The following is a 19,385-nucleotide window of genomic DNA, read 5'->3' on the forward strand; positions in this document are numbered from 1 at the left end:
CGGCTGAGGCCGGCGGCCGAGCGGCCGCCTCGACGCCGTTTGCGACCAGAGGGAACCATGACGAAGAGCAAGCTCATTTCGAGCCTTGTCGGCGTCCTGATGATGGGCGGCGCCATCCTCGCCTCCACATCGACGGCGAGGGCGCAGGACGATGTCTACAGCGGCTATTCCGGCGAGGATTTCCTGTTCAACGGCGCCGGCCACAGCGGCACGCTCAAGGGCGGCATCATGGACACGATCGGCGCCGATTTCGCCGAGAAGACCGGCGTCACGATGTCGTTCGACGCCTTCTGCTGCGGCATCGCCAAGCTGGAAGCCGCGCAGCAGAGCGGCAACGTGCCGTGGCAGATCGTGGCGTTCTCGACCATGAGCGACCTGATCCTGGCCCAGCGCGCCGACCTCCTGCTGAAGATCGACCCGAAGATCGTGCCGCTCGACCGGCTCGAGCCGGACGGCTACGACGCCTATGCGATCTACGGCTACCCCTATGCCGCCGTGATCGCCTGGAACACCGGGAAATGGCCGCTCTCGGGCAAGCATCCAGAGGCCATCGAGGATGTCTTCGACACCAAGGCCTTCCCGGGCAAGCGCTGCCTCTACAAGTACCCGCAGTTCGGCGGCACGATGGAAGCTGCGCTGCTGGCCGACGGCGTTCCGGCCGACAAGCTCTACCCGCTCGACACCAGGCGCGCCTTCGCGTCGCTGAACCGGATCCGCGACGACATCGTCTGGTGGAGCAGCGGTTCACAGGGCGTGCAGCAACTGGTGTCCGGCGCCTGCGACATCGCGCTGGTGTGGAACGGCCCGATCTCGGAGACCATCCGCGCCAACGACAGTCCCTTCGCCATCGCCTGGGGCCACGCGATCTGGGACTATACGCCGGTCGCGATTCCGAAGGGCGTGCGGAACGAGAAGGCGGCGCAAGCTTTCCTGAAGATGATGATCGAGAACAAGGCGGCGCAGGAGAAGTTCGTCGCGCAGACAGGATATGTCCTGATGCCGATGAAGGAGCAGGTCGCCATTCCCGACGACATCAAGCCGTGGGTGCTTGCCGGCGACAACACCAGGACCGCCATCCGGGAAGCCGACAAATACTATACCGACGCCATCGATAGCATCCTCAAGCAGTTCAACAGCTGGGTGGTGAGCGGCAACCTTCCGCAATAGGCGCTCGTCGGACCGGCGGCGAGCCGCCCCGGTCCGTCCTCCCCACGACTGGAATGCGATGACGCCTCCGTCGGTCCGCGACCGGTCGGGAGGCGATCGAGGGATCATGCCGGGAAAACCGAACAAGACGGCTCTGCTGGTCCTGCCCGGGCTGGCCTTCCTTTCGGCGACCTTCATCGTTCCGCTGGCCGGCGTGCTGCTGCGCGGCCTCGATCCGGACGGCCGCCTGTCCTACGCCGCGCCGCGGCTCAGCCTCGCGAACTATGCCGAGCTCATCCATGATCCGCTCTACCGGATCATCCTGGAGAACACCTTCGCCGTGGCCGCGATCGCCACGCTGGTCACCTTGATCCTCGCCTATCCCGCCTGCTTCTTCCTGTCGCGGCTTTCGGGCGGCTGGGGCGGCCGGCTGCTGCTGCTGGCGCTGTTCCCGTTCTGGACGTCGATCCTCGTCAGGCTCTTCGCCTTCACCCAGATCCTGCCGCCGCTCGGCCTGATGTACACGACGACCGCGACGGTGATCGGCATGGTCTACTACCTCCTGCCGTACATGATCGCGGTCCTCTATGCGAGCATGCTCACCATCGACAACGAGCTGATCAACGCCGCCCGCACCCTGGGGGCAGGCATGGTGCAGGCGCTGCGCCGGGTCTTCGTGCCGCTCACCCGATCGGGCGTCTTCGTCGGCTCGACCATGGTCTTCGTGATCAGCCTCGGCTTCTTCCTGACGCCGGCCATTCTCGGCGGCGGCTCCGACCTCACGGTCGCCACCTACATCCAGCAGCAGGTCAACATCGCCCAATGGGGACCGGCCAGCGCCATGGGAACGGTGCTGCTCGTGCTGACCCTGGCCATCTTCTTCGGCGCCAACCGGCTTTTCGCCTCCAACGAGCTGTCGGTCGTCGGGGTGGGCAGCCAGAAGGGCACGTCGCGCGTCGAAGGCCTGCGCTTCACCTGGCCGGTGGTCGTCGGCCTGCTGGTCACGGTCTGCGTGTTCATCTTCCTGCTGGCGCCGCTGGTGATCGTCGTCTTCCTGTCGTTCACGCCGACGACCTATCTGGCGTTTCCGCCGTCCGGCTTTTCCGGGCGCTGGTACGCACGCTTCTTCGGCGACCGCGACTGGCTGACCTCGGCCTGGCTGAGCCTGCAGGTGGCGCTGCTCACCTCTCTCGCCGCGACCTCGCTGGGGCTCCTGACCGCGATCGGGCTCGTCCGGGGCCATATGCCGGGCAAGGCGCTGATCTCGGCGCTGTTCCTGGCTCCCCTGGTCGTTCCCGTCATCCTGATGGCGGTCGCCCTGTTCGACTTCGCCAACCGCCTGCACCTGGCGGGAAGCCTCGCCGGCTATGTCGCCGGCCATACTCTGCTGGCCCTGCCGATCACCGTGATGATCGCCACGAATGCGCTGCGCTCGATCGGCACGGAGCTCGAGCAGGCGGCAAGGACGCTCGGCGCCTCGCCGCGCCATGCCTTCACGGCCGTGACGGCGCGGCTGATCGCGCCCAGCCTCGGCGTGGCGGCGATCTTCTCGTTCGTCACCTCATGGGACGAGCCGGTGATCGCGCTGTTCATGTCGACCGGCCGCACGACATTGCCGGTCCACATCTTCAATCACATCCAGACCGAGGTCACGCCGACGGTCGCGGCCGTGTCGACGATGCTGATGGCGGTGGTGCTGATCGGCGCCCTCGGATTCGGCCTCGTCTCCGCCGCGCGCAAGCGCCGCCTCGCCGCCGGCTATTGAGGAGCATCGGCCTCGTGGACACCACACTCCCGCAGGCGGCGCGCGTCGCCGGAAGCGCCCTCGTCATCGAGAACATCAGCCACGCCTACGGGACGATGCGGGTCCTCGACGCGATCAGCACGGAGATCGGCGCCGGCGAGTTCCTGACGCTGCTCGGCGCCAGCGGGTCGGGCAAGACGACCCTGCTCAGGATCATCGGCGGGCTGATCACGCCGTCCTCCGGCCGGATCGCCCTTGGCGGGCGCGACATCACCCACCTCGCGCCGGAGCGCCGCGACATCGGCTTCGTCTTCCAGAACTACGCCCTGTTTCCCCATCTGACCGTGGCCGAGAACGTCGCCTTCTCCCTCGCCGTGCGCGGGATCGACCGCGCCGAAACGACTCGCCGCGTGACGGAGGCGCTCGATCTCGTCGGGCTGTCCGGACTTGCCGGCCGCTATCCCGGCCAGCTCTCCGGCGGCCAGCAGCAGCGCGTCGCGCTGGCCAGGGCCATCGTGTTCCGGCCCGGCATGCTGCTTCTCGACGAGCCGCTGGGAGCGCTCGACCGGCAATTGCGCCAGCAGCTCGCGGTGGAGCTGCGCGGCCTGCAGCGCCGCAGCGGCATCACGATGATCTACGTCACCCACGACCAGGAAGAGGCGTTCACGATGTCGACGCAGGTCGCCGTCATGCACAACGGCGCGATCCGCCAGATGGCGCCGCCGTCCGAGCTCTACACCCGCCCCGTCGACCTGATGGTCGCCCGCTTCGTCGGCGAACTGAACTGCGTAGCCGGCACGGTTCGCGGCGTCGAGGGCGGCAGGACCGTGGTCGAGACGGCGCTCGGCCCCATCCTGTCCGACATGCCGGGCTTCCCGCCGGGAGAGCGGGTGACCTGCGCGGTGCGGCCGGAACATCTGCGCCTGCGCCGATCCGAGCCGGCCGTCGCCTGCAACGACGTGCCGGCGATGGTCCGCGCCGTGATCTTCGGCGGGAGCTGGCACCGCATCGACTATGTGCTGCCGTCGGGCGTCGTCATGCGGGCCGAGGGCCGCGGCGAACCTCCGCCCATCACGGAGGGCGACGAGGTCCCCGTCACCTTCGATACCGGTCACGTCATGGTGTTCAGAGAGTAGGGAGATCCTCGATGCGTGGGAAATTTGCAAGCTTTGCCGAAGACGAACATCGCGCGCGCCTGGCGAAGGCGCGCCGCCTGCTGCGGGAGCAGGGGATCGACCATTGCATCAGCGTGGCGCCGGAGTCGCTCTACTATTACGGCGGCTATGATTCCTGGGTCAGCGTCAACAGCCCGCAGGCGCTGATCTTCTCGGCGGACGAGGGCGAGCCGACGATCGTGCTGCGCGACACCGACGTGTCGCTCGCCCATGAAAGCTCCTGGATCAAGGACGTCCGCGCCTACCGGCTGATGTTCGACGACATCCCGGGAACGTTCGCGGCCGTCGCCCGCGAGAAGGGCCTGCGCGGCGGCAAGGTCGCCGTCGAGATCCAGTCCTATGCCATTCCCCATTCCCTGGGCCTCGCCCTGGCGCAGGCGCTGGCTCCGGCGCAGATCGTCGATGCGACGGTGCTGCTCGGCATGCCGCGCCTGATCAAGTCGCCGGCGGAAATGGCCTATCTCAGCCAGGCCGCGGCTTACGCGCAGGCCGGCCTCGATGCGGCGCGCCGGACGCTGCGGCCGGGCATCACCGAGATCGCCCTGGCGGGAGCGATCGAGAACGCCATGCGGACGGCGGGAAGCGACTATTGGGCAATCCCGACGGAGCTCGCCGGCGGGGAACGCTCGGCCGGCGGGCACGCGACGCCGCGCGAGCGCATCATCGAGGCCGGCGACATCGTCCATGCGGAGTTCGCCGGCGTCGCCGCCCGCTATCACGCGACGGCGATCCACACGATGGCGGCCGGCGAGCCGAGCCGGCGCGCGCGTGCCGTCTACGAGGTCGGCCGTGCCTCGCTGGCGGCGGGCATCGCGGCGATCCGGCCCGGGGCAGAGGTCGGCGACATCGAGGAAGCCTCGCTCGAGCCGGTGCGGACCGCCGGCCTGGAGCATGCGGCGGTGATGCGGTTCGGCTACGGCCTCGGCGTCGCCTATCCGCCGATCTGGCTGGAGCCGCTGCAGATCAGCCGCGGGCCGAACCAGGTCATGCAGGAAGGCATGGTGTTCGTGCTGCACGCCTATCTCCAGCTCGCGGACGAGCAGCTCGGCATCATCCAGGGCGGCACCTACGCGCTCACCGGACAGGGCGTCGAGATGCTGATCGGCGGCGGCGACGTCGAGCTCGAGGTGATCTGACCATGCCTGTCGATGTCGACGCCGTCGTTCCGGACGTCGCCCAGCCGCCGCGCGCCGATGTCGTCGTCATCGGCGGCGGCATCATCGGCGTCGCCACCGCCCTGTTCCTGGCGGAGCAGGGCCTCAAGCCCGTGCTCTGCGAGAAGGGCGTGATCGCCGGCGAGCAATCCAGCCGCAACTGGGGCTGGTGCCGCACCATGGGCCGGGATCCGCGCGAGCTGCCGCTGATGCTGGAGAGCCTGCGGCTGTGGCGCGGCATGAACGAGCGCGTCGCGGCCGAGACCGGCTTCCGCCAGCGCGGAACGCTCTATATCTGCCCCGACGAGAAGGCCTTCGCCAAGCGCGAGGCGTGGCTGCCCTTCGCCAGGGAGCACGGGGTGAATTCGCGCCTGCTGCGCGGCGCGGCGGTCAAGCAGACCCTCGAGGGGGCGGCGCAGGACTGGTACGGCGCGCTGCACACGCCGGGTGACGGCGTCGCCGAGCCCGGCATGGCCGTGCCTGCCATGGCCCGGGCGGCGCAGCGGCTCGGCGCGTCGATCCTGACGCAGTGCGCTGTGCGCGGCCTGGACCTCGCCGCCGGGCGCGTGGCCGGCGTGGTCACCGAACGGGGGCGCATCGGCTGCGACCGCGTGGTGGTCGCCGGCGGCGTCTGGTCGAGCCTGTTCTGCCGCAGCCTCGGCTTGCGGCTGCCGCAATTGAAGGTGCTCGCCTCGGTGCTGCGCACGGAGCGGGTCGACGACGGGCCGTCGACGGCCGCCTGGGGTCCGGGGCTGGCCCTCAGGAAGCGTCTCGACGGCGGCTACACGGTCTCGAACGGCCAGGTGGTGGCCGAGGTGGTGCCCGACAGCGTCCGCTTCCTCGGCGACTTCCTGCCGGTCCTGCGGGCGGAATGGTCCGGCATCTCGTTCGATCTCGGCCGGGCCTTCTTCGACGAGCATCGCCTGACGCGGCCGTGGCGGCTCGACGCGGTGTCGCCGTTCGAGCGCATCCGCACGCTCGATCCGAGCCCGGTGCAGGCGGATATCCGCCGGGCCCGAGCCAACCTCGAACGCGCTTTCCCGGCCTTCCGGGGCATCGGCACGGCCGCGACCTGGGGCGGCATGATCGACGCGACGCCGGACCTCCTGCCGGTGATCTCGGAGGTCGCGGCGGTGCCGGGCCTGATCGTCTCGACCGGCTATTCCGGACACGGCTTCGGCATCGGCCCCGGCGCCGGGAGGCTCACCGCCGACCTCGCCGCCGGCCGTCCGCCGGTGGTCGATCCGGCGCCGTTCCGCTTCTCCCGCTTCACCGACGGCAGCCGGCCGAGGCCCCTGAGCGGGCTGTGATCCCTGGAGCAGAGCGCGTTTGGGCGGAAACGCTGCTTTGCTCTAAGTCCTTGTTTCGACGCGTCTTTGCGATTCTTGGCGATTCCGCCAAATCGCAAGACGCTCTGGCGGAGCGTCGCGGCGGCACGCCTGCCCGGCACGCAGGAGCCGGGCTGCGGCTACGGCGCCGAGGGCTTGACGGTCGCCACCAGCAGGAAGATCGGGCGGCGGCTTTCGTCGCGCATCTCGGGATGGCGGGCCAGCATCTCCGGCGACGGCGCGGGCTCGGCCACCCGGTCGATGCGCAGGCCCGCATCGATCAGGGCGTTCAGAATGCTCGCCACGGTGCGGTGATATTTGACCACGTCGTCGACCATCCAGCGCACGTGCCGCTCGCCCTCGCTCTGGTAGTCGTCGACCGGCCAGTGCAGCCGCTCGCCGTCCGGGCCGTAGTGCCAGTCCTGCGCCGCGCGGGCGGTGAAGACGGGATGCTCGACCGACAGGACGAAGGCGCCGCCGGGCACGAGGCAACGCTGGATCTGGCGGCAGGTGAGGTCGAGGCGCTCGACATAGTGAAGCGCCAGCGAGCTCAGCACCACGTCGAAGCTTTCGGGCGGCAGGTCGACGTCCTCGATCGCGGCGCGGCGGTATTCGATGGCGGGATCGTCCGTCATGGCGGCGGCGCGCGCCAGCATCTTTTCCGACAGGTCGATGCCGAGCACCGCGCGGGCACCCTGGGCCCGGGCATAGCGGCAATGCCAGCCATAGCCGCAGCCGAGGTCGAGCACGCGCTTGCCCGAGAGGTCCGGCAGCATGGCGCGCAGCACCGGCCATTCGCCAGCGGCCTCCAGCCCGTCGACCGAGCGCGCCATGGCGCCGTAGCCGGCAAAGAAGGCGGGGTCGTCGTACTTGTTCTGCTTCATGGCATCCTCCGGCGGCGGGTTTGCCACAGATCCGGCACGCGGGGCAGTCTCTCGCGGCAGCTTGCCCATCCGGAGGGGCCGAGACGAGAGCGCTTGCCCCGGCGATGGGACGCGGGCATAAGAAGCGGACCTTTCCACGGGATGGCCCGATGTCGATCCGTTCCCACGCCCCGCGAATGCGCGGGCCCGACCAGCAGGAGATCGGCCGGAGGGGTTGAGCGTGTGCTTTTCGCCGCGCGTGTGAGCGTCGGACCCAAGCCCTCCCGGTTCTGCGGAGGGCTTTTTTGTATCATCAGGTTCCGGCGCCTCATCCGTGCAATGGCCCCAGGAGGGCATCATGGCGAAGGCACTCATCACCAGCGCGCTCCCCTATATCAACGGCATCAAGCATCTCGGCAACCTGGCCGGCTCGTTGCTGCCGGCCGACATCCACGCCCGCCATCGCCGGCAGATCGGCGACGAGGTGCTCTTCATCTGCGCCACCGACGAGCACGGCACGCCGGCGGAGCTGGCCGCGGCCGAGGCCGGGCTCGACGTCGCGACCTATTGCCGGCGGCAGCACGAGGTCCAGGCGGCGATCTACCGCCGGCTCGACCTGTCCTTCGACCATTTCGGCCGGTCGTCCTCGGCCCGCAACCATGCGCTGACCCAGCATTTCTTCCGGAGGCTGGACGAGCGCGGCCTGATCGAGGAGCGCGTGCTGGCGCAGGTCTATTCGCCCCGGGACGGGCGCTTCCTGCCCGACCGCTACGTCCTCGGCCGCTGTCCGCATTGCGGGTTCGAGCGTGCCCGCGGCGACCAGTGCGAGAGCTGCACGCGGCCGCTCGATCCCGTCGACCTTCTGGAGCCGCGATCGGCGCTTTCCGGCAGCACGGCCCTGGAGATCCGGCCGAGCCGGCACCTGTTCCTGCGCCAGTCCGCGCTGGTCGACGACCTGGAACGCTGGATCGCCGGCCGGTCCGGCTGGCCGGCGCTGGTGACCTCGATCGCCCGCAAATGGCTCGACGAGGGCATCCAGGACCGCTGCATCACCCGCGACCTCGCCTGGGGCGTGCCGGTGCCCAAGCCCGGCTACGAGGGCAAGGTGTTCTATGTCTGGTTCGACGCGCCGATCGCCTATATCGCGGCGACGCAGGACTGGGCCGACGCCGACCCCGGGCGACGCGACTGGCGGTCCTGGTGGTGGCAGGCCGACGACGTCGACTACGTGCAGTTCCTCGGCAAGGACAACGTGCCCTTCCATGCCGTCAGCTTTCCCTGCACCCTGATCGGCTCGGGCGAGCCGTGGAAGACGGTCGACGTCATCAAGGGGGTGAACTGGCTCACCTATGAGGGCGGCAAGTTCTCGACCAGCGATCGGCGGGGCGTGTTCCTGGACCAGGCCCTCGACCTGCTACCGGCCGACGTCTGGCGCTGGTGGCTGGCGGCAAATGCGCCCGAAGGCAGCGACACCGATTTCAGCTTCAGGCGTTTCGCCGCCGACGTGAACCACGACCTTGCCGACACGTTCGGCAACCTGGTCAACCGCATCCTCGCCTTCCTGGCGGCGCGATATGGCGGGATCGTCCCGGACGGCGGTGTCTCCGCCGCGCCGGAGCAGCAGCTGGCGGCCGAGCTCGATCGTCGTCTCGCGGCGTTGCGTCGCCATCACGCCGGCCCGTCGATCCGCAGGAGCGCCGAGGAAGTGCGGGCGATCTGGCGCCTCGCCAACACCTATCTCGCCGGCGAGGCGCCGTGGGCGCTGCTGGGCAGCGATCCCGCGCGGGCGGCCGCTGTCGTCAGGACCGGGGTCAACCTCGTGGCCTTGGCCGCGACGGTGGCATGGCCTTTCATTCCCGGGACGGCGGAGCGGGTGCTGGCGGCACTGGGTCGCCCGGCCGGCGTGCCGGCATGGCCGGACAGCGCCGCCGCGGCGCTGACGGGCGTGCGGGGCGGCGAGGCGGTCGGCTCCCTGCCGCCCCTCTTCCCCAAGCTCACGCCGGACTGGGCCGAGGCGAGCAGGGCCCGGTTCGCGGCTGGGCAGGCCCCGTAGCCGCCGGCGCCGGGAGCGGGGTCAGTCGATCCCCTCCACGGCGCGCAGCCGCGGCACCACGAAATCGGCGAAGGCGCGCACCACGGGGCGCATGAACCGGGTCGAGGGATAGGTCAGGAACAGCTCCGTCGGCTTCACCTCCCAGTCCGGCAGGATGCGCACGAGGCGGCCGTCGGCCAGCTCGTCGCCGACGAGCAGCACCTGCACCGGGCCGGCGCCGCGCCCGGCCTTCAGGCTGTCGGCGATCACCTGGGCGTTGTTGGTGCGCAGCGTCGGATGCACCGCCACCTCCGTCACGGTCTCGCCGCGGCAGAGGGCGAGCATGCCGCGCGGCGAGAGGATGGCGAGGGTCGCGACGGTATCCACCTCCGACAGCCGTTCCAGGCTGTCGATCGGCCCGACCCGCCGGAGATAGGCGGGGGAGGCGACCAGCACCCGCCGGATCGCCCCGACGCGGCGGATGATCAGGTCCTGCGCTTCCGGCCGGCCATATTGCACGGCGAGGTCGAAATTCTCGTAGACGAGGTCGACATGCCGGTTGTCGAGGACGAGATCGACCTGGACGGCGGGGTGCGCGTCCTGGAACGCCGTCACCATGTGGAAGAGATGCCGGGCGCCGAGGCACGAGGGCGCGTGCAAGCGCAGCGTGCCTTCGATCCCGCCCATGTCGCGGCGCACGCCTTCCATCGCCGCCTCGATCGAGGCGAGGGCCGTGCGGCTGGCTTCGTAGAGCGCCAGGCCCTGGGCCGTCGGGCGCACGGCGCGGGAGGTGCGCTCCAGCAGGCGGGCGTTGACGTGGTGCTCCAGGTTGCGCAGGTGCTTGGTCACGGCCGGCTGGGAGATCGACAGATCGCGCGCCGCGCCGGTCACCGATCCCTTCTCGACGGTGCGGACGAAGGCCTTCAGGGCGGCGGCGATATCCATCCATAGCTCTTGGTTATGGCGGTCATCACATCATAATGAATGGACGGGGGTGCCGCACGCGCTTTATGCCGGCCGGACGATCAATCGACGGCATGAAGGTGAAGACGGTGATGGACAGGCGTTGCGTGGTTCTCGGGTTGCCCCTGCTGCTGGGGGCGTGCGTCGCGCGCCAGGGCGAGCCGTCGCTCGCGGCGGCGCCCGCGGTGGACCCCGCCTATCTCGCGATGTACGCCGCCATCGACGGCGAGCCCTATCCGGTCCCGGCGGTCGACCTCAGCAAGATCAAGCCGCAATATCTGCGCCGCGAGGTCGCCTATGCGACGAGCGAGGCGCCGGGCACCATCGTCGTCGATCCCAATGCGCGCTTCCTCTATCTCGTGCGCGAGAACGGCCGGGCGCTGCGCTACGGCGTCGGCGTCGGCAAGGTGGAGGCCTTCAACTTCCAGGGCGAGGCGACGATCGCGCGCAAGGCGGAATGGCCGCGCTGGACGCCGACGTCCGACATGATCGCCCGCGAGCCCGAGCGCTACGGCCCGGTCCGCGCCGGGCTGCCCGGCGGGCCCGGCAATCCGCTGGGGCCGCGGGCGCTCTATCTCTACCGGGGCGGGCGCGACACGCTCTACCGGCTGCACGGCACCACCGAGCCGCACACGATCGGCACCAAGGTCTCCTCCGGCTGCGTCCGCCTGCTCAACCAGGACATCATCGACCTCTACGGCCGTGTGCCTGTGGGGACGCGGGCCGTGGTCCTGCCGTCCGTCGAGACGCCGGTCGCCTGATCGGCCGGGTCCTTCGGCAAGGGTGGCGAGGGTCAGGCCGCCGAGCAGGGAAGCCGGGCTCGTGGGCGAGGCCGGTCATGCCGCGGCCGACCACACCGCGAGCTCGGTGCCGTCGGGATCGGCGAAATGGAAGCGGCGGCCGCCGGGGAAAGCGAAGATCGGCCGGACGATGCGCCCGCCGGCCTCCTCCACGCGCCGCTGGGCCAGGGCCAGGTCGTCGGCATAGATGATGACGAGCGGGCCGCCGGGCCGCGCGGGGCCGAGGGTCAGCCCGCCGCTGAGGCGGCCGTCGCCGAACTCGCAATAGTCCGGGCCGTAATCGGTGAAGCTCCAGCCGAAGGCCCGGCCGTAGAAGGCCTTGGCTCGGGCAATGTCGGCCACGCTGAACTCGATATAGTCGATCTGCCGGTCCTGTCCGTGCGCGGCCATGGCGGGGTCCTCCGATTCTGGGGATCGGACCAGAGCACGGGGCCGGTCCGGACGTCTTGAACGAAACGGCCAGTCAGGCTCCGAGCTGGGCGAGCAGCGCCGCGGCGGTCATGCCGCAGAGCGCCCGGACCTCGCGCGCCAGATGCGCCTGATCGGCATAGCCGGCATCGGCGGCCAGGCCTGCCAGGCCCGAGGCCGGCACCCGACGCGCCAGGGCCAGGAAGCCCTGGAAGCGCAGGATGCGGTCGAGCGTCTTCGGTCCGTAGCCGAAATGCTCCCGGCTGCGGCGGCGCAGCGTGCGCTCGCTGCAGTCGAGGCGGTCCGCGAGGCCGGCAAGCTTCGGGCCGGGGGCATGCCGTCGCAGCGCCGCGAAGATCGCCGCGGCCTCGCCGTCGGGCGCCTCGACGGCCGGCGCGAGCGTGGCCAGCAGCGCGTCGAGGAGCGCCGCCTGCGCGGCGGGGGCGGGGACGTCCTGGAGCCGCGTCGACAAGGCGTGCGCCCGCGGGCCCCACAGGTCGGCGAGATCGACCGAGCGGCCGACGATCTCGGACATCGGCGGGCCGAGCCAGGGCGCCGCCGCGCCGGGCCGGAAGCGCAGGCCGAGAAGGATCGAGCCCGGCCGCAGCGTCGGCCGGGCGGCCGTGACGTCCGGCCCGGCCACGGCGAGCCGGCCGTCCTGCCAGAGGAGGTCGACGCAGCCGTCCGGCACGACGGCGATCGGCAGCGGCGGCCCCTGCGGCACGGCATGGGACCAGGCGCAGCCAAAATGCGGCCGCAGGGCTGCGGACGGCGTCCATTCCCGATAGTGCCCGGCGCGGCCGGCGAGGACCGGCCCGGCCGGCGGCGCGGCATCCCCGTCACGTCGCGCCTCTGCCATCGCCCCGGCAAGTCCAGCTGTCATGGCGTCACCATAGCGCCGCGGCCGGCCACAGCCCACCCCGGGGCGGCGATGCGGCGTGAATGTCCATGCAATCGATCGACATTGCCTCTTGTGCAGTGCGGTACGATCCGGCAGGATGGCGGCGTTCTCAGGGCGGGGTGAAAGTCCCCACCGGCGGTATGCGGCCTTGCCGCGAGCCCGCGAGCGCCTTTCCCGAGCAGAAGCTGCTTGGGCAGGGGTCAGCAGACCAGGTGCGAGGCCTGGGCCGACGGTCATAGTCCGGATGAGAGAGAACGGGCGGACCGACCCCTGTCGCAGGGCCGTCGGGCCGTGCGTGATCGCCTTGGGTGACGTGTCGTCGATAGCCAAGGAGATCATGCCATGACACACACCCGCTATGCCTTCGTCAAAGCCAATTGGCACGCCGAGATCGTCGACCAGGCGCTGGAGGGCTTCCTCGAGCTGATACCGGCCGCCGCGGTCGACGTGTTCGACGTGCCCGGCGCCTTCGAGCTGCCGCTCCTGGCGCGCGACCTCGCCGCCTCGGGCCGCTATGCTGCCGTCGCCGCGGCGGCCCTGGTGGTCGACGGCGGCATCTACCGCCACGACTTTGTCGCCGCCGCCGTGGTCAACGGCCTGATGCGCGCCGGCCTCGACACCGGCGTCCCCGTGCTGTCGGTGTCGCTGACGCCGCACCATTTCCAGGAGACGGAGCATCATCGCGGCATCTTCCGGGCGCATTTCCTGGAGAAGGGGCGCGAGGCCGCCCGGGCGGCGCTGGCGATCGGGCAGACAAGGGCGGCGCTTGCGGCCTAGACCTGTCTAGACAGCTCAGGACAACCCTGCGGCGGACGCGACTGCGCCCGCCGCTCTTCGCCGCGGCTCATCGGTAGAAGGCGCCGGGCGGAACGCCGAAGTGCCGGCGGAACATGGCGGTGAAGGCGCTCTGGCTGGCATAGCCGCTGTCGAGCGCCACGTCGATGATGCGCGCCCCGCCCGCCAGGCGCTCCAGCGCGAAGACGAGGCGGGCCTGCTGGCGCCATTCGCCGAAGGTCAGGCCGGTCTCGCGCCGGAACAGGCGGTGCAGCGTCTTCGGCGCCATGCCGAGGCGGGCTGCCCAGGCGGCGGCCTTCGAGGTGTCGTCGGGCCGCCGGATCATCGCCTCGCACACGGTCCGCACAAGCCGGTCCGCCGGCATCGGCAGATGCAGCGGCAGCACGTCGAGCACCCGCAATTCATCGAGGATCAGCGCCATCAGCCGCTCGTCGCGCGTGCCCGGCGCATAGTCGAGCGGCACGGCCGTGGCGGCGACGAGGAGCTCGCGCAGCAGGGGCGACACCGCGACGACGCAGCTGTCGGCCGGCAGATGCGGCGCCGCGGCGGGATCGACGAAGACGGTGCGGATCTTCACTTCGCCGCACATCCTGACCTCGTGCTCGAGCCCGGCCGGGAGCCAGGCCGCGCGGTTGGGCGGCACCACCCAGGACCCGGCGGCCGAGCGCACCACCATCACGCCGGCGATGGCATAGAGCAGCTGGGCGCTGGGATGGGCATGAAGGCCGGTGGACAAGCCGGAGGGATAGTCGATCTCCATCGCCGCCATCGGCCGCGCCGGGGCGTGAAAATCGAGATGGCGGGTGCTGAGATCGTCGCTCATGTCCCAAGCTCTACAGTCTCTGCCATTTTGGCGTGAGACGGACGGGCCGAGAAGGCGGAATTTGCGCGCCCTCGCAACCGGAGCCCGCAGCGCATGCCCAGCCTGTCCTTTCTCTATCCCCTGCTCGCCATCGTGCTGTGGGCCGGCAATGTGGTGGTCTCGCGCCTGTCGGCGCACGCTATCGGGCCGCAGGCGATCACCTTCTACCGCCTGCTGCTCGCCGCGGCGCTCATGAGCCTGTTCGTCGCCGCGCCGGCCTGGCGCAACCGGGCCGCCATCATGGCCGAGCTCGGCCGCCTCGGCGTGCTCGGCTTCCTGGCGATGTGCCTGTTCCAGAGCCTGTCCTATCTCGCGGCGGAGACGACCACGGCGACCAGCATGGCGGTCATCACCGCGCTGACGCCGCTGCTCACGGTCGGGCTCGGCGCGGCGCTGCTGGGCGAGCCGCCGACCGTCGGCATGGCCGGGGGCGGCGCCCTGTCGCTCGCCGGCCTCGTCTGGCTCGTCAGCGGCGGCGAGCCGGCCCGGCTCGTCGACGGCGGCCTGCATGCCGGCGACGGGCTCATGCTGCTGGCGGCCCTGGCCTATGCGCTCTACGGCGTGCTGCTGAAGCGCTGGAGCCTGCCGCTGCCGGTCTGGCAGTCCACCTATGTGCAGGCGCTGTGCGCGCTGGCGATCATGCTGCCGGCCTTCCTCGCCACGCCCGAGCCGGCGCGCCGGCTCGATGCGGCGACCCTGCCGCTCGTCGCCTATGCCGGCGTCTGCGCTTCGGTGGTGCTGCCCTTCCTGTGGATCCGCGGCGTCCAGCGGCTGGGGCCGAGCCGCTGCGCCATCTTCATGAACCTGCTGCCGGTCCTCACCGCGGCAGCGGCCATCGTCATGCTCGGCGAGCCGGTGCAGCCGTTCCATCTCGTCGGCGGCGCCATGGCCCTGGCGGGCGTGGCCGTGGCGCAGATGCTGCGCCGGCCCCTGGCGCGAGCGCGGCGGGCCGAGGGATGAACGCCATGCACGAGACCGCCGATCACGACCTCCTGCAGCGCATCGCCGAGGCGCTCGAGCGCCTGGCGCCGCCTCTGCGACGCAGTGCGGCTCGCGCTCCGGCCGGACGGCCTGGCAGTTCGTGCAGGACCTGGCCGGCCGCCTGCAGGACGCCGCTCTGGACGCGTGAGCCCTGGCCGCTCGCCGCCGCTCCGGGCGGAAGCCCTTGACGGCGGCGGCCGGGAGTCCTTGTCTCCGCATAGCCTGCCGCCGGGACCGATCGCGATGAGGCTGCTTATCGTCGAGGACAGCGCGCGCCTGCGCGAGCTGCTCACCGACCGCGTCCACGATGCGGGCTGGCGGGTGGACTGCGTCGACACCGCCGCCGGAACGCTCGCCGCCGCCCGGGCCGTCACCTACGACCTCGCGCTGGTCGATCTCGGCCTGCCCGACGGCGACGGCCTCATTCTGATCCGCGACCTGCGCCGCGGCGGCTTCGCCGCGCCGATCCTGGTGATCACCGCCCGCGGCTCGATCGGAGACCGGGTCGCGGCGCTCGACGGCGGAGCCGACGACTATCTGGTCAAGCCGTTCAACCATGTCGAGCTGCTGGCGCGCTGCCGGGCGCTGCTGCGGCGCCGGCCGAGCCATGTCGGCGAGGTGGTCGAGCTCGGCGGCCTCGCCTTCGACCTCGCCACCGGCACGGTGTCGGCGGCGGGCCAGCCCCTGCCCATGGCGCCGCGCGAGCGCTCGGTGCTGGAGCTCCTGGTGCGCAATGCCGGGCGCGTCGTCACCAAGCAGTCGATCGAGACCGCATTGTCGGAGATCGGCGAGGAGATCTCGACCAATGCGGTCGAGCTCGCCGTGTCCCGGCTGCGCCGGCGCCTGCAGCCCTTCGCGCTCGACGCCGCGATCGAGACGGTGCGCGGCATCGGCTATCTCCTGCGCCGGACCCAGAGCCATGGCTGACGCCGCCCGCCGATCGCCGTCCCTGACGCGGATCGTCGCCCTGCGCATCACCCTGTTCGCGATCCTGGCCGCGGCGGTGCAGGCGGCGATGGTCTTCGCCGATTACTACTTCCGCGACGACAGGCTCGCGGTGATGATGATCCAGAGCGAGACGGAGGCCCTGGCGGCGGGCGTGACCGGCGTCCGCGGCCGGCTGGCCTACAGCCTGCCGACGGGTCTGGAGCGCTACGGACCCCTCGACAGCAACTATGTCGCCCGGATCCGGACGGCATCGGGCCAGATACTCTACACCGACTGCGACAGGCGCTGCGACGACAACCTGCTGCCGCCGGCAGTGGACCCGCCTGAACTGTGGTCGCGGCGGCTGAACCGGGGCAAGCCGATCGCCGTGGCCGGCGGGCGGTCCTTCACCATCGGCGGCGAGGTGCTCTTCGTCGAGATCGGCATCCGGGACGATACGCACGGCGTGACCTGGAGGGTGCTGGGCCGCAGGTTCATCGAACGCCTCGCGGTGCCGATGTCGATCATGCTGGCCTGCATCCTGCTCGGCACGGTGGTCTCGGTGCGCTATGCGCTGCGCCCGGTCGCCCGGGCGGCGCGCGAGGCCGAGCACGTCGACCCGCTCGACCCCGGCCACCGCATCAGCCAGTCGGGCATGCCGCGCGAGGTCGCCGACCTCGCCGCCGCGGTGAACCGCAGCCTGTCGCGCATCGGGGCGCTGATGACCTCCCAGCGCCTGTTCACCACCGCCGTCGCCCACGAGATCCGCACGCCGCTCGCCATGATGAAGCTCGAGCTCGGCGCCATCGCCGATCCCGGTGCCCGCAAGGTCGAGGAGGATATCGACCGGCTCGCCGGCTTCATCGGGCAGATCACCGCCCTCGGCCGGCTGGAGAGCACCGACCGCACGGTGTTCCGGCCGGTGGACCTGGCGGAGACCGCGCGCCGGGTCGTCGCCGACATCGCGCCCTGGGTGTACGACCAGGACCACGCCATCGCCTTCTTCGACGCCGGCGCCGCGCCGGTCGACGGCCATGCGGCGCTGCTCGACGACGCGGTGCGCAACCTGGTGGAGAACGCGGTGCGGCATACCCCCGCCGGCACCGCGGTCGAGGTGACCGCCGGTCCGGGCGCGGCGCTGTCGGTCAGCGACAATGCCGGCCTGTTCGGCGCCGAGCGCAGAGACGAGGCCGCCGCACGGCCTGCCGGCGTCGGCCTCGAGATCGTGCGGCGGATCATGGTGCTGCACAAGGGGCGGCTCGTCGTCGCGGTGGCGCCCGCCCGACGGACGGCGATGCGCCTCGACTTCGAGGCCGACGGCGGCGCGGCGGCATAGCGGGCACCGCCGCCGGCCTGACGGCCGACCGCCGTTCCACGGCAAACCGGCCTTCGCCCTTTCCAGGCCGGGCCACAGGCTCTAAGCTGCATCCGTCATGATGAGCACCTTGAACATCGCCACGGTCTTCTTCCTCAGCCGCTGAGGCCGCCGTTCCCGGCGAGAGGATGTGAGAGGCCTTGCCGCGCAGCCGTCCGGCTGGCGGCACGGCCATGGACCGACCGTGACCGCGCCGGCCCGCGAAGGGGCCGCCGGCATGGATCTGGCGACAGAGAGGATATCATGACCGACGAAGGACGAGCGCCCGCGCTGAGCGCAGGGCAGGTCGAGCATTTCATTCGAGACGGATTCGTGCGGATCGACGGCGCCTTTCCGCGCGCGCTGGCGGAGCAGGGGCGCGCCATCCTGTGGCGCGACATGCCCTGCGATCCCGACGATCCCGCGACCTGGACGCGGCCGGTGATCCGGCTCGGCTGGTACGGGCAGGAGCCGTTCCGGCAGGCGGCGAACACGCCCGTCCTGCGCGGCGCCATCGACCGGCTGGTCGGCAAGGGGCGCTGGGGCCCGCGATCGGATCTCGGGACCTTTCCGGTGCGCTTCCCGCATCCGGGCGAGCCCGGCGACACCGGCTGGCACGTCGACCTCAGCTTTGCCGGCGAGGGCGGCGACCCGCACGAGCGGCAGGACTTCTCCGCCTGGCGGGTGAACGTCACCTCGCGCTGCCGGGCGCTCCTGATGCTGTTCCTGTTCTCCGATGTCGGCGAGCACGACGCGCCGACGCGGATCCGGGCCGGCTCCCATCTCGACATGGCACGTTTCCTGGCACCCGCGGGGGAGGCGGGCCGCTCGCATATGCGGCTGGAGGGGATGGGCGCGAACCGGCCGGAGGTTCTGGCCACGGGAGAGGCCGGCACGGTCTATCTCTGCCATCCCTTCCTGGTGCACGCCGCGCAGCCCCACCGCGGCTCGGTGCCGCGCTTCGTGGCGCAGCCCTCGCTCGGGCTCGTCGAGCCCTACCGGCTCGATCGCCCGGAGGCCGAGGCCTCGCCGGTGGAGATCGCCATCCGGCGGGCGCTGGCGGAGAGCCAGGCCTGACGGGCGCGAGGGCCGCCCGGCCCGGAATCGCGGGCCGGGCGGCCATTGATCGATCGACACATCCGAGGACGCGTCGTCACCTTCCGGCTGCCGTCGTGAGGTCCGACGCCGGGCGCCTCCGTATGACGGCGATCACAGGGAGGTGCCTATCAGTGCGCCGACGCCGGCCGTGACGGCCATCGCGATGGCGCCCCAGAAGGCGACACGGACCATGGGCTTGACCATCTCGGCGCCCCCGGCTCTGGCGCCGACGGCCCCCAGCAGCGCGAGGACGACGAGCGACACACCGAACATCGCGGGAACGAGGATGGCCTTCGGCGCGGCGAGAGCAGCCAGGATAGGGAGGATCGCCCCCGAAGCGAAAGTCGCCGCCGAGGTCAGCGCCGCCTGGATCGGATTGGCCGAGATCGCGTCGGAGATGCCCAGTTCGTCACGAGCGTGAGCCGTCAGGGCGTCCTTGGCCATGAGCTGCTCGGCAACCTGCACGGCGAGCGCGGGCTCGACGCCGCGTCCGACATAGATGGATGCGAGCTCCTTGACCTCCGCCGCGCGGTCGGCCGCAAGTTCGCGTTTCTCGCGCGCGAGATCGGCCCGCTCCGTGTCGGCCTGAGAACTCACGGAAACATACTCGCCGGCAGCCATGGACATCGAGCCGGCCACGAGACCGGCAATACCGGTCATCAGGACCGCGCTCGATGACGTTGCGGCCGATGCAACGCCGACCATCAGGCTGGCGGTGGATATGATCCCGTCGTTGGCGCCGAGAACGGCGGCTCGAAGCCAGCCGATGCGGTTGATGAAATGACGTTCCGCTTGAGGGCTCATCCGACATCCTTCCACGAGGGCCGACGGGCGTCGTTCACCGGCATGTCCTA

The 19,385-nt window shown here is 70.9% G+C and carries 18 protein-coding genes and 1 riboswitch; of the genes, 12 read left to right on the forward strand and 6 right to left on the reverse strand.

The annotated features are described in order from the left end of the window. Positions 1-57: 57 nt before the first annotated feature. From QO011_RS36420 to QO011_RS36440, 5 genes are all read left to right on the forward strand, one after another. Positions 58-1,167 carry an extracellular solute-binding protein gene (locus QO011_RS36420; protein WP_307283635.1) on the forward strand — a complete coding sequence of 370 codons (1,110 nt, stop codon included), beginning with the start codon at positions 58-60 and terminating at the stop codon, positions 1,165-1,167. Between the two features lie 106 nt (positions 1,168-1,273). Then, positions 1,274-2,911 (forward strand): ABC transporter permease subunit, encoded by a 1,638-nt coding sequence (locus tag QO011_RS36425; RefSeq protein WP_307283637.1) that lies wholly within the window; start codon positions 1,274-1,276, stop codon positions 2,909-2,911. 14 nt (positions 2,912-2,925) lie between these two features. Continuing rightward, the gene (locus tag QO011_RS36430; RefSeq protein WP_307283639.1) at positions 2,926-4,026 is read left to right on the forward strand and encodes an ABC transporter ATP-binding protein; all 1,101 of its coding nucleotides are present in this window, start codon (positions 2,926-2,928) and stop codon (positions 4,024-4,026) included. A gap of 11 nt (positions 4,027-4,037) precedes the next feature. After that, entirely contained in the window at positions 4,038-5,201 is a 1,164-nt protein-coding gene (locus QO011_RS36435; RefSeq protein WP_307283642.1) for a M24 family metallopeptidase, read from the forward strand. Positions 5,202-5,203: 2 nt separating this feature from the next. Beyond that, on the forward strand, positions 5,204-6,529 hold the full coding sequence (locus tag QO011_RS36440; RefSeq protein WP_307283645.1) for an NAD(P)/FAD-dependent oxidoreductase: 1,326 nt from the start codon (positions 5,204-5,206) through the stop codon (positions 6,527-6,529). 158 nt (positions 6,530-6,687) lie between these two features. Here the strand turns inward: QO011_RS36440 and QO011_RS36445 are convergent, their stop codons facing one another. Continuing rightward, positions 6,688-7,431 (reverse strand): class I SAM-dependent methyltransferase, encoded by a 744-nt coding sequence (locus tag QO011_RS36445; RefSeq protein WP_307283648.1) that lies wholly within the window; start codon positions 7,429-7,431, stop codon positions 6,688-6,690. A gap of 337 nt (positions 7,432-7,768) precedes the next feature. Between QO011_RS36445 and metG the strand changes: the two genes are divergently transcribed. Beyond that, a complete protein-coding gene (gene metG / locus QO011_RS36450; protein ID WP_307283651.1) occupies positions 7,769-9,463 on the forward strand; it encodes a methionine--tRNA ligase in 1,695 nt (564 codons plus the stop codon). Between the two features lie 21 nt (positions 9,464-9,484). Here metG and QO011_RS36455 read toward each other — a convergent pair whose 3' ends face one another. Further along, the gene (locus tag QO011_RS36455; protein WP_307283653.1) at positions 9,485-10,387 is read right to left on the reverse strand and encodes a LysR family transcriptional regulator; all 903 of its coding nucleotides are present in this window, start codon (positions 10,385-10,387) and stop codon (positions 9,485-9,487) included. Positions 10,388-10,479: 92 nt separating this feature from the next. On the opposite strand from QO011_RS36455, the gene QO011_RS36460 reads away from it, so the two are divergent. After that, complete coding sequence (locus QO011_RS36460) at positions 10,480-11,166, forward strand: L,D-transpeptidase (protein WP_307283656.1); 687 nt, start codon at positions 10,480-10,482, stop codon at positions 11,164-11,166. Positions 11,167-11,241: 75 nt separating this feature from the next. On the opposite strand, the gene QO011_RS36465 is transcribed toward QO011_RS36460, so the two are convergent. Next, positions 11,242-11,595 (reverse strand): VOC family protein, encoded by a 354-nt coding sequence (locus QO011_RS36465; protein WP_307283659.1) that lies wholly within the window; start codon positions 11,593-11,595, stop codon positions 11,242-11,244. Positions 11,596-11,668: 73 nt separating this feature from the next. Beyond that, positions 11,669-12,472 (reverse strand): helix-turn-helix domain-containing protein, encoded by an 804-nt coding sequence (locus tag QO011_RS36470; protein ID WP_307283714.1) that lies wholly within the window; start codon positions 12,470-12,472, stop codon positions 11,669-11,671. A 143-nt stretch (positions 12,473-12,615) separates the two neighbouring features. Beyond that, a riboswitch (FMN riboswitch) is annotated at positions 12,616-12,774 on the forward strand. Between the two features lie 82 nt (positions 12,775-12,856). On the opposite strand from QO011_RS36470, the gene QO011_RS36475 reads away from it, so the two are divergent. Beyond that, a complete protein-coding gene (locus tag QO011_RS36475; protein ID WP_307283662.1) occupies positions 12,857-13,291 on the forward strand; it encodes a 6,7-dimethyl-8-ribityllumazine synthase in 435 nt (144 codons plus the stop codon). Positions 13,292-13,358: 67 nt separating this feature from the next. Here QO011_RS36475 and QO011_RS36480 read toward each other — a convergent pair whose 3' ends face one another. Further along, positions 13,359-14,132: an AraC family transcriptional regulator gene (locus QO011_RS36480; protein ID WP_307283665.1), complete on the reverse strand. Its 774-nt coding sequence runs from the start codon at positions 14,130-14,132 to the stop codon at positions 13,359-13,361. 93 nt (positions 14,133-14,225) lie between these two features. Between QO011_RS36480 and QO011_RS36485 the strand changes: the two genes are divergently transcribed. From QO011_RS36485 to QO011_RS36500, 4 genes are all read left to right on the forward strand, one after another. Next, a complete protein-coding gene (locus tag QO011_RS36485; protein ID WP_307283668.1) occupies positions 14,226-15,131 on the forward strand; it encodes a DMT family transporter in 906 nt (301 codons plus the stop codon). 264 nt (positions 15,132-15,395) lie between these two features. After that, positions 15,396-16,079, forward strand: a complete 684-nt coding sequence (locus QO011_RS36490; RefSeq protein WP_307283671.1) for a response regulator — start codon at positions 15,396-15,398, stop codon at positions 16,077-16,079. Further along, entirely contained in the window at positions 16,072-17,415 is a 1,344-nt protein-coding gene (locus QO011_RS36495) for an ATP-binding protein (RefSeq protein WP_307283675.1), read from the forward strand. The genes QO011_RS36490 and QO011_RS36495 overlap by 8 nt, the downstream gene beginning before the upstream one ends. Before the next feature lie 282 nt (positions 17,416-17,697). Next, on the forward strand, positions 17,698-18,510 hold the full coding sequence (locus QO011_RS36500) for a phytanoyl-CoA dioxygenase family protein (protein ID WP_307283678.1): 813 nt from the start codon (positions 17,698-17,700) through the stop codon (positions 18,508-18,510). Positions 18,511-18,642: 132 nt separating this feature from the next. On the opposite strand, the gene QO011_RS36505 is transcribed toward QO011_RS36500, so the two are convergent. Next, positions 18,643-19,335: a VIT1/CCC1 transporter family protein gene (locus QO011_RS36505; RefSeq protein WP_307283681.1), complete on the reverse strand. Its 693-nt coding sequence runs from the start codon at positions 19,333-19,335 to the stop codon at positions 18,643-18,645. Between the last annotated feature and the right edge of the window lie 50 nt (positions 19,336-19,385).

The sequence above is a fragment of the Labrys wisconsinensis genome (assembly GCF_030814995.1).
Classification (GTDB): domain Bacteria; phylum Pseudomonadota; class Alphaproteobacteria; order Rhizobiales; family Labraceae; genus Labrys; species Labrys wisconsinensis.